This is a genomic window from Citrobacter sp. S46_ASV_140 (genome assembly GCF_018919545.1).
GTDB classification, from domain to species: domain Bacteria; phylum Pseudomonadota; class Gammaproteobacteria; order Enterobacterales; family Enterobacteriaceae; genus Citrobacter; species Citrobacter braakii.
This window is the reverse complement of record NZ_JAHLRC010000138.1, coordinates 1-8,482: the sequence shown is the minus strand read 5'-3', so window position 1 is coordinate 8,482 and position 8,482 is coordinate 1. Positions and strand designations below refer to the sequence as shown.

The window sequence follows — 8,482 nt, the reverse complement described above, 5'->3', positions numbered from 1 at the left end:
AGCCAGGATAGTGCTTATAAAAAATTACTCCTTGGGGATAATAACGTTATGAAATAAGCATAACTTTAAGTTTGCCTTACGGAAAAATAATATCATCATCAACTATTATCAGACTTTTACATAGAGAAGTCTGTTGCTAATACTGATAGATTCATGCAACTTAATCAGTCGGTGTTTATAGCATCTTGCCTTAATGGGTTCTGGCATATACGAAACAGGGAAACAGGGCTGACATGAATCACAGTGCGCGACGCAAGATACTGAAGTTCCTCGGAACATTCATGGTGGTATTGCTCCCCGTGGTGCTGGCGTTATGGTTTGCTCAAATCCGGGCAATGTCCGAAACCCGTAATCAACTTCGCTCTTTTGCGCAACTGGTGTTAAATAAAACTGAATTGGTGATCCAACAAGCCGATTTAGCGCGAGATATGGCCCTGTTGTATCAAGGTAAGATGTGTACCCCGGCACATCAGAAAAATATGCTAGATATTATTCGTGGTCGTTTATATATCAGCGAGCTAATTTATGCGCAGGGCGATCATTTTTTGTGCTCTACGTCGATGGCGCCGCCAGTCGCCTATATTATGCCGACCGCCGACTATAAACGTACGCCGGACATCTCCATCTATTACTATCGCGATACCCCCTTTTTCGCTGGCTACAGAATGACGTATATGCAACGTGGAAACTACGTTGTCGTCATCAACCCATTATCTTACAGCGAAGTTATGTCAGATGACCCGGACCTGTCCTGGGGCGTGTATGACACGGTAACGGGTACTTTTTTCTCTGCCAGCGAAGGGGCGCCTATTGCGCAGTTATTGCCGTTGGTGCACGGTGAAGCCTCAACCTTCCAGTTGGACGATCGCTTTTACACCAAAGTGCATTCAGAAAAACGCCCGATTGCGATTATTGTGTCGACCTCGGATAAACGCATACATTCGATTTTCTATCATGAGGCTGCGTTAACGATTCCTTTCGGGATTATCTGCAGCATCCTGATGCTGTTAATGTGGTGGCGCACGCGTCAGGAATACTTATCTCCCCGCCGCTTGTTAAAACGAGCAATCAAAAAACGTCAACTGTGTCTGCACTACCAGCCGATCATTGATATCGAAAACGGTCAGTGCGTAGGGGCTGAGGCTCTGCTGCGCTGGCCGGGCTGTGATGGTGAAGTAATGAGCCCAACCGAGTTTATTCCACTGGCTGAAAAAGAGGGAATGATTGAGCGGATCACGGATTACGTGATTGAAGAGGTGTTCAACGATTTAGGATATTTTCTTTCGGCGCATCCTCAGCTTTATATCTCGATAAACCTCTCTGCTTCTGACTTTCATTCATCCCGACTTATTGCCCTGATTACCAACAAAAACCGTGAGTACTCTGTGGCGGCCCAGCAAATTAAAGTCGAGGTGACGGAACGCGGGTTTATTGATGTAGATAAAATGACCGCGGTAATCCAGGCGTTTCGTCAGGCGGGTTATGAAGTGGCGTTTGATGATTTTGGGACGGGATATTCCAATCTACACAATTTATCCGCGTTGAATATCGATATCCTGAAGATCGACAAATCATTTATTAGTACGTTGTCCACCAACAGCACCAGTCACCTGATTGCCGAACATATCATCGAAATGGCGCAAAGCTTACACCTGAAGATGATTGCGGAAGGGGTAGAGACGGTTGAGCAAATCGAGTGGCTGCGCGAACGTGGCGTACAGTATTGTCAGGGCTGGTATTTTGCGAAGGCGCTGCCGCCACAGGAGTTCATGCACTGGATACAACGGTCGCCCGCCATACTGACGCAGAGCGGGCAATAATCTTACAGGCGGTGGCGGTAATCGCTGGGGGTACGATCAAACTCGCGGCGAAACACGCGTGAGAAGGTTTGTTGTGATACGTAACCAAGATCCATCGCGATATCGAAAATAGGTCGCTCGGTCGTCCGCAGTTCAACAGCAGCCAGCAGGAGTCGACGCTGGCGGATATAGTCACCCAACGTCTGGCGCATCACCGTGCGGAACATTCTCTGTAAATACCACTTCGAGTAACCTGATTTTTTCGCCACCGCCTCAATGTTCAGCGGCTGATCGATATGGTCGTCAATCCATTCAATAAGGGTCTGAATAATCTGCTGATGGGACATAGGGCTGCCTCTTTTTCAGTATTCGATTCGTCGTTTTGTCTGTGGGCGAGTATAATTCCTCAAGTTAACTTGAGGTAAAGCGATTTATGGAAAAGAAATTACCCCGAATAAAAGCGCTGCTCACGCCAGGTGAAGTTGCAAAGCGTAGCGGCGTGGCGGTATCAACCCTGCATTTCTATGAAAGCAAAGGGTTAATCAGCAGTATGCGCAACAGCGGCAATCAGCGCCGATACAGACGTGATGTGTTGCGTTATGTGGCGATTATCAAGATTGCTCAACGCATCGGGATCCCGTTGGCAACGATCGGTGACGCGCTCGGCGTATTACCTGAAGGACATTCGCTCAGTGCTAAAGAGTGGAAGCAGCTCTCTTCGCAATGGCGTGAAGAGCTGGATCGACGCATTCATACTTTAGTGGCGCTACGCGATGAACTGGATGGGTGTATTGGTTGCGGTTGTTTGTCGCGCAGCGATTGCCCGTTGCGTAACCCAGGCGATCAGCTTGGCGAGAAGGGGACCGGGGCGCGTCTGCTGGAAGATGATTGATGTGAAATATCTGATGGATGGACGGATATAAAACTAAAGCGCCACAGAGGGCGCTTTAGTTTGGTTCCGGTCTTTGTCTTTCACTCTATCCCGCTGGTTCACGGGAGGGTTTCCCCCGACATCAACACCCCTCAGTCGAGCACATTAGGTGAGGTTCCGGTCTGTGTTGATAATGTAATTGTAAGCCACCTCTCTCCATTTACCAGTGAAATGGTGATTTTTTAGCCAAAAAATTTTCCGCATCTTCACCGGTTTTCTTGCGCAAGTTTGCGTGAAAAAGGCACACCGATGTTGTAATAACTCCGCAAATTTTGTTGCCAGACTGCGCATTGACGATAACGTTTGCGCATCGACTGATTATTTATTGCGCGTTATAAGAAGAAATGAGTAAAAAGCGGCAAAGTTCAGTTGAAAACCAGCGTATGATCGCTGGATAATCGTTTGCTTTTTTTTACCACCCGTTTTTTATGCGCGGAGCTAAACGTTTGCTTTTTTGCGACACCCCTATTGACGCAAACCTGGCACATGGAGAAAACGTTTAGCAGGCAGTGGATTGTCCAGCACGCATAATGACGAAAAAATAAACTCTCAGGGGATGTTTTCTATGTCTACGCCTTCAGCGCGTACCGGCGGTTCACTCGACGCCTGGTTTAAAATTTCGCTCCGCGGCAGTACCGTTCGTCAGGAAGTCGTTGCCGGATTAACGACGTTCCTGGCCATGGTCTACTCCGTTATCGTGGTTCCGGGGATGCTGGGTAAAGCCGGATTCCCGCCTGCCGCTGTATTTGTGGCAACCTGTCTGGTCGCGGGCGTCGGTTCTATTGTGATGGGCCTGTGGGCAAACCTGCCGCTGGCGATTGGTTGCGCCATTTCTTTGACGGCGTTTACCGCATTCAGCCTGGTACTGGGACAACATATCAGCGTGCCTGTTGCGCTGGGTGCGGTGTTCCTGATGGGTGTCCTGTTTACCATCATTTCCGCGACCGGTATTCGTAGCTGGATCCTGCGCAATCTACCGCAGGGTGTTGCGCACGGTACGGGGATTGGTATCGGCCTGTTCCTGCTGCTGATTGCGGCAAACGGCGTGGGTCTGGTTATTAAAAACCCGCTGGACGGCCTGCCGGTTGCGCTGGGCGATTTCGATACCTTCCCGGTGATTATGTCGCTGGTAGGTCTGGCGGTGATTATTGGCCTCGAAAAACTGAAAGTACCGGGCGGTATCCTGCTGACTATTATCGGTATTTCCGTAGTGGGTCTGATTTTCGACCCGGCCGTACATTTCTCCGGTATTTTTGCCATGCCGTCTCTGAGCGACGAAAACGGCAACTCGCTGATCGGTAGCCTGGATATTATGGGCGCACTAAACCCAATCGTACTGCCGAGCGTGCTGGCGCTGGTCATGACCGCTGTCTTCGATGCGACCGGAACCATCCGTGCGGTAGCCGGACAGGCGAATCTGCTGGATAAAGACGGACAGATTATTGACGGCGGCAAAGCGCTGACCACCGACTCCCTGAGCAGCGTGTTCTCTGGTCTGGTGGGTGCTGCACCGGCGGCGGTTTATATTGAATCCGCAGCGGGTACGGCGGCAGGCGGCAAAACTGGCCTGACGGCGATCACCGTTGGCGTACTGTTCCTGCTGATCCTGTTCCTCTCTCCGCTCTCTTATCTTGTACCAGTATATGCAACGGCACCTGCGCTGATGTATGTGGGTCTGTTGATGTTGAGCAACGTAGCGAAAATCGACTTTGCTGACTTTGTCGACGCTATGGCGGGGCTGGTAACGGCCGTATTTATCGTGCTGACCTGTAACATCGTGACCGGCATTATGATTGGCTTTGCTACCCTGGTGATTGGCCGTATCGTCTCTGGCGAATGGCGCAAACTGAACATCGGCACAGTGGTCATCGCCATCGCGCTGGTGGCCTTCTACGCTGGTGGTTGGGCTATCTAATCCTCATTTGATGAAGATTCTGAAAACGGGTGGCTTTGGCCGCCCGTTTTTATTTTCACAACACTCTCGTTGTCTTTTGCGTTACTCTCAAGTAGATAGAATTGAGGCACGACGCCTCTCATCACTGATCATAAGAAACATCGCAAACAGGGAACGCATGGAAATCTTTTTCACCATACTCATCATGACCCTTGTGGTCTCGCTGTCGGGGGTTTTTACTCGCGTATTGCCATTCCAACTCCCTTTACCCCTTATGCAGATCGCCATCGGCGCCTTGCTGGCGTGGCCGACGTTTGGTTTGCATGTGGAATTCGATCCTGAGCTTTTTCTGGTTCTGTTCATCCCGCCGCTGCTTTTCGCCGATGGCTGGAAGACGCCAACCCGTGAGTTTCTGGAGCACGGGCGAGAGATCTTCGGCCTTGCGCTGGCGCTGGTTCTGGTCACGGTGGTCGGGATTGGCTTTATGATTTACTGGCTGGTGCCGGGGATCCCTCTCATCCCAGCCTTTGCGCTGGCCGCTGTCCTGTCGCCAACCGATGCAGTTGCGCTTTCCGGCATAGTGGGCGAGGGACGCATACCGAAGAAAATCATGGGTATCCTGCAGGGCGAAGCGTTGATGAACGACGCCTCCGGTCTGGTATCACTGAAATTTGCCGTCGCCGTGGCGATGGGCACGATGGTGTTTACGGTTGGTGGCGCAACGCTTGAATTCTTCAAGGTAGCGATTGGCGGTATCCTGGCCGGTTTTGTCGTCAGTTGGCTGTACGGGCGCTCCCTGCGTTTTCTCAGCCGCTGGGGTGGTGATGAACCGGCAACGCAAATCGTTCTGCTGTTCCTGCTGCCGTTTGCGTCTTACCTGATTGCGGAACACATCGGTGTTTCCGGCATCCTCGCGGCGGTCGCAGCCGGGATGACGATCACCCGTTCCGGGGTAATGCGCCGGGCGCCGCTGGCGATGCGTTTACGTGCTAACAGCACCTGGGCGATGCTGGAGTTTGTGTTTAACGGCATGGTTTTCTTGCTGTTAGGACTGCAGTTGCCGGGGATTCTGGAGTCTTCTTTGGCGGCGGCAGAAGCCGATCCGAATGTTGAAATCTGGATGCTGTTTACCGATATCGTGCTGATTTACGTGGCGCTGATGCTGGTACGTTTTGGCTGGCTGTGGACGATGAAGAAGTTTAGCCTGCGCTTCCTGAAGAAAAAGCCGATGGAGTTTGGTTCCTGGACGACGCGTGAAATCATGATCGCCTCCTTTGCGGGCGTGCGTGGGGCCATTACTCTCGCCGGTGTGCTCTCTATTCCGTTGCTGTTACCGGATGGTAGCGGCTTCCCGGCGCGATATGAGCTGATCTTCCTTGCCGCGGGCGTGATTCTGTTCTCGCTGTTTGTTGGCGTGGTGATGCTGCCGCTTCTGCTGCAACACCTGGAAGTGGCAGACCACTCGCAGCAGCAGAAAGAGGAACGAATTGCCCGCGCTGCCACGGCGGAAGTGGCGATTGTCGCCATCCAGAAAATGGAGGAGCGTCTGGCCGCAGACACCGAAGAGAACATCGACAATCAGTTGCTCACCGAGGTAAGTTCACGCGTCATCGGTAACCTGCGTCGACGCGCCGACGGACGCAACGACGTAGAAAGCTCGATGCAGGAAGAAAACCTCGAGCGACGTTTCCGTCTGGCGGCCCTGCGCTCCGAGCGCGCGGAGCTTTATCACCTGCGCGCCACGCGGGAAATTAGCAATGAAACGCTGCAAAAACTGCTGCACGATCTGGATTTGCTGGAAGCGCTGTTGATCGAGAACGAATAAACGGTTGTGCCTGATGGCGCTACGCTTATCAGGCCTACGGAATCCAATTGTAGGTCTGATAAGCGTTAAGCCGCATCCGGCATGTTACGACTCTTGCGTTAGCCAGAACCCTTCACAGCATTTGAGCCACGCCTGGGCGCTGTGCGACAGATACACACCTTCGCGCCAAATCATGCCCAACTGCCAGCGTAAATCACTCTCCAAAGGGATCCAGCGCAGCGTCTGCTTATCCAACCGCTGGCAAATCGGCTCCGGTAAAATGGCGATCCCGACTCCGGCTTGCACCATTGCCGCCAGAAAATCCCACTGCCCACTGCGTACCGCGATGCGGGGTTTGACGTTGTGCTGGTTAAACAGCTCAAGCAACTGACGGCTCAACGCGAAATCTTCGTTATAGATAAGCAGGGGATGCTCCGCTAACGCCTCGGGGGAAATGGATTCACACGTTGTCCACTGACCGGAACGGGGGACCAGCACACAGAGCGGATGGCTAAAAAGCGGTAAGGTCGCCAGGCCGCTCTCTTCTTCAACCGGCAGCGCGGTCATCGCGACATCCAGATCGCCATTCATCACCGCCTGCTGGACGGTTAAGCCTCCAAATTCAGACACCTTCAGCTCCACGCCGGGATAGCGCTGGCGAAACAGGCTGATAGGCCCGGCCATCAACATACCGACCATGGGCGGGATGCCGAGGCGCAGCACTCCCTTGTTGAGGTGATTAATGTCGCTGAGTTCTGCTTCGAGCTGGCGAAACTCGGCGAGGATCGCCAGGCCGCGTTCGAAAACAACCTGTCCGGTGTCGGTTAACAGCAGTCGCCGACCGTCGCGGATTAACAGCGTGCAGTTAAGCTCGTCTTCAAGGTTCTTCAACATCTTGCTGATGGTGGGCTGGGTGACAAAAAGCTTCTCCGCTGCGCGGGTAAAGCTCTGCTGACGAACCACCTCAACAAAATAGCGCAGCGTTCTGATATCCATGATTATTCCTTAAGACTATGCCTGCAATGAGTTTAATTCATTTCAGTCCTGGACGGGGGCTCTCTATACTGGCGCTCTCTATTTTTTAAGGACATACCCTCATGGCTGTGGCGATAAGCCGCGTGACGCCTGCCGTTATTCATCGACTCCAGATCCCCGTTCAGGTTCTGTTGTACGCAGGTCTATTTGTATTTGCTCAATATCTTGTCTCCTGGCTGCATCTGCCGCTTCCTGCCAACCTGGTTGGGATGGTGCTGATGTTGGCGCTGATTGTCTGCCGGGTTATCCCGTTGAACTGGATTCGCGCAGGCGCTCGCTGGTTACTGGCTGAAATGTTGCTGTTTTTTGTTCCGGCGGTGGTGGCTGTCGTCAACTATACGCAGCTGTTGTTGGTCGATGGTTGGCGCATATTTGCCGTCATTGCGCTAAGTACGTTGATGGTGCTTGGCGCAACGGCGTGGGTCGTGGATAAAGTGTATCGCTATGAAATGAGCAGGCTAAACCGTGAGTAATTTCCAGCTAAGCGTGCTGTGTCTGGTGATTACGCTGGGCATCTATTTTGCCAACAAGCGCCTGTATCGCCGTTTTCGTAAATTACCGCTGATGCCGTTAGTGTTCACTCCGGCGCTGCTGGTCCTGATGCTGGTCTTTGGGCATATCTCCTGGCAAAACTATATTGGTGAATCGCACTGGCTGCTGTGGCTGTTAGGCCCAGCGACCATCGCCTTTGCCGTTCCGGTCTATGACAACCTTGCCGTGATTAAGCGGCACTGGATGTCACTGACTGCGGGCGTAGTGACGGCAACGCTGGTGGCCGTTACCAGTTCCGTGTGGCTGGCGCGTCTGTTTATGTTGCCTGATGAAATCCAGCGTAGTCTGGCGGTGCGCTCCGTCACCACGCCGTTTGCGCTGGCGGCAGCAGAGCCGTTGGGCGGGCAACCAGACCTGGTGGCATTGTTCGTGGTAGTGACCGGTGTATTCGGTATGGCGGTTGGCGATGTACTGTTTTTACGGCTTTCTATTCGGGAAGGGATGGCGAAAGGCGCAGGATTTGGCGC

At 52.5% G+C, this 8,482-nt stretch carries 8 protein-coding genes; 6 read left to right on the top strand and 2 right to left on the bottom strand.

The features are described 5' to 3' along the window. Positions 1-233: 233 nt before the first annotated feature. On the top strand, positions 234-1,820 hold the full coding sequence (locus tag KQJ19_RS20740) for an EAL domain-containing protein (RefSeq protein ID WP_216404071.1): 1,587 nt from the start codon (positions 234-236) through the stop codon (positions 1,818-1,820). Between the two features lie 2 nt (positions 1,821-1,822). Here KQJ19_RS20740 and soxS read toward each other — a convergent pair whose 3' ends face one another. Then, entirely contained in the window at positions 1,823-2,146 is a 324-nt protein-coding gene (gene soxS / locus KQJ19_RS20735; protein WP_016155362.1) for a superoxide response transcriptional regulator SoxS, read from the bottom strand. Between the two features lie 86 nt (positions 2,147-2,232). On the opposite strand from soxS, the gene soxR reads away from it, so the two are divergent. The 3 genes from soxR to KQJ19_RS20720 all read left to right on the top strand — a co-directional run bounded on the left by soxR (position 2,233) and on the right by KQJ19_RS20720 (position 6,449). Further along, positions 2,233-2,691: a redox-sensitive transcriptional activator SoxR gene (soxR, locus tag KQJ19_RS20730; protein ID WP_016155363.1), complete on the top strand. Its 459-nt coding sequence runs from the start codon at positions 2,233-2,235 to the stop codon at positions 2,689-2,691. 604 nt (positions 2,692-3,295) lie between these two features. Continuing rightward, positions 3,296-4,645 carry a guanine/hypoxanthine transporter GhxP gene (gene ghxP, locus KQJ19_RS20725; protein WP_016155449.1) on the top strand — a complete coding sequence of 450 codons (1,350 nt, stop codon included), beginning with the start codon at positions 3,296-3,298 and terminating at the stop codon, positions 4,643-4,645. Between the two features lie 157 nt (positions 4,646-4,802). Continuing rightward, entirely contained in the window at positions 4,803-6,449 is a 1,647-nt protein-coding gene (locus KQJ19_RS20720; protein WP_016155450.1) for a Na+/H+ antiporter, read from the top strand. Positions 6,450-6,533: 84 nt separating this feature from the next. Here the strand turns inward: KQJ19_RS20720 and KQJ19_RS20715 are convergent, their stop codons facing one another. Further along, the gene (locus tag KQJ19_RS20715) at positions 6,534-7,424 is read right to left on the bottom strand and encodes a LysR family transcriptional regulator (protein ID WP_016155366.1); all 891 of its coding nucleotides are present in this window, start codon (positions 7,422-7,424) and stop codon (positions 6,534-6,536) included. Between the two features lie 101 nt (positions 7,425-7,525). Between KQJ19_RS20715 and KQJ19_RS20710 the strand changes: the two genes are divergently transcribed. Both KQJ19_RS20710 and KQJ19_RS20705 read left to right on the top strand, forming a co-directional pair. Next, positions 7,526-7,936: a CidA/LrgA family protein gene (locus KQJ19_RS20710; RefSeq protein WP_016155367.1), complete on the top strand. Its 411-nt coding sequence runs from the start codon at positions 7,526-7,528 to the stop codon at positions 7,934-7,936. Beyond that, a partial coding sequence (locus KQJ19_RS20705; protein WP_216404070.1) for an LrgB family protein occupies positions 7,929-8,482 on the top strand: 554 nt, incomplete at its 3' end. The genes KQJ19_RS20710 and KQJ19_RS20705, both read left to right, overlap by 8 nt.

Excerpts from the sequence above, each read along its gene's own strand:
- KQJ19_RS20740 (WP_216404071.1), top strand. The coding sequence starts at position 234 with ATGAATCACAGTGCGCGACGCAAGATACTGAAGTTCCTCGGAACATTC.
- soxS (WP_016155362.1), bottom strand. The coding sequence starts at position 2,146 with ATGTCCCATCAGCAGATTATTCAGACCCTTATTGAATGGATTGACGAC.
- soxR (WP_016155363.1), top strand. The coding sequence starts at position 2,233 with ATGGAAAAGAAATTACCCCGAATAAAAGCGCTGCTCACGCCAGGTGAA.
- ghxP (WP_016155449.1), top strand. The coding sequence starts at position 3,296 with ATGTCTACGCCTTCAGCGCGTACCGGCGGTTCACTCGACGCCTGGTTT.
- KQJ19_RS20720 (WP_016155450.1), top strand. The coding sequence starts at position 4,803 with ATGGAAATCTTTTTCACCATACTCATCATGACCCTTGTGGTCTCGCTG.
- KQJ19_RS20715 (WP_016155366.1), bottom strand. The coding sequence starts at position 7,424 with ATGGATATCAGAACGCTGCGCTATTTTGTTGAGGTGGTTCGTCAGCAG.
- KQJ19_RS20710 (WP_016155367.1), top strand. The coding sequence starts at position 7,526 with ATGGCTGTGGCGATAAGCCGCGTGACGCCTGCCGTTATTCATCGACTC.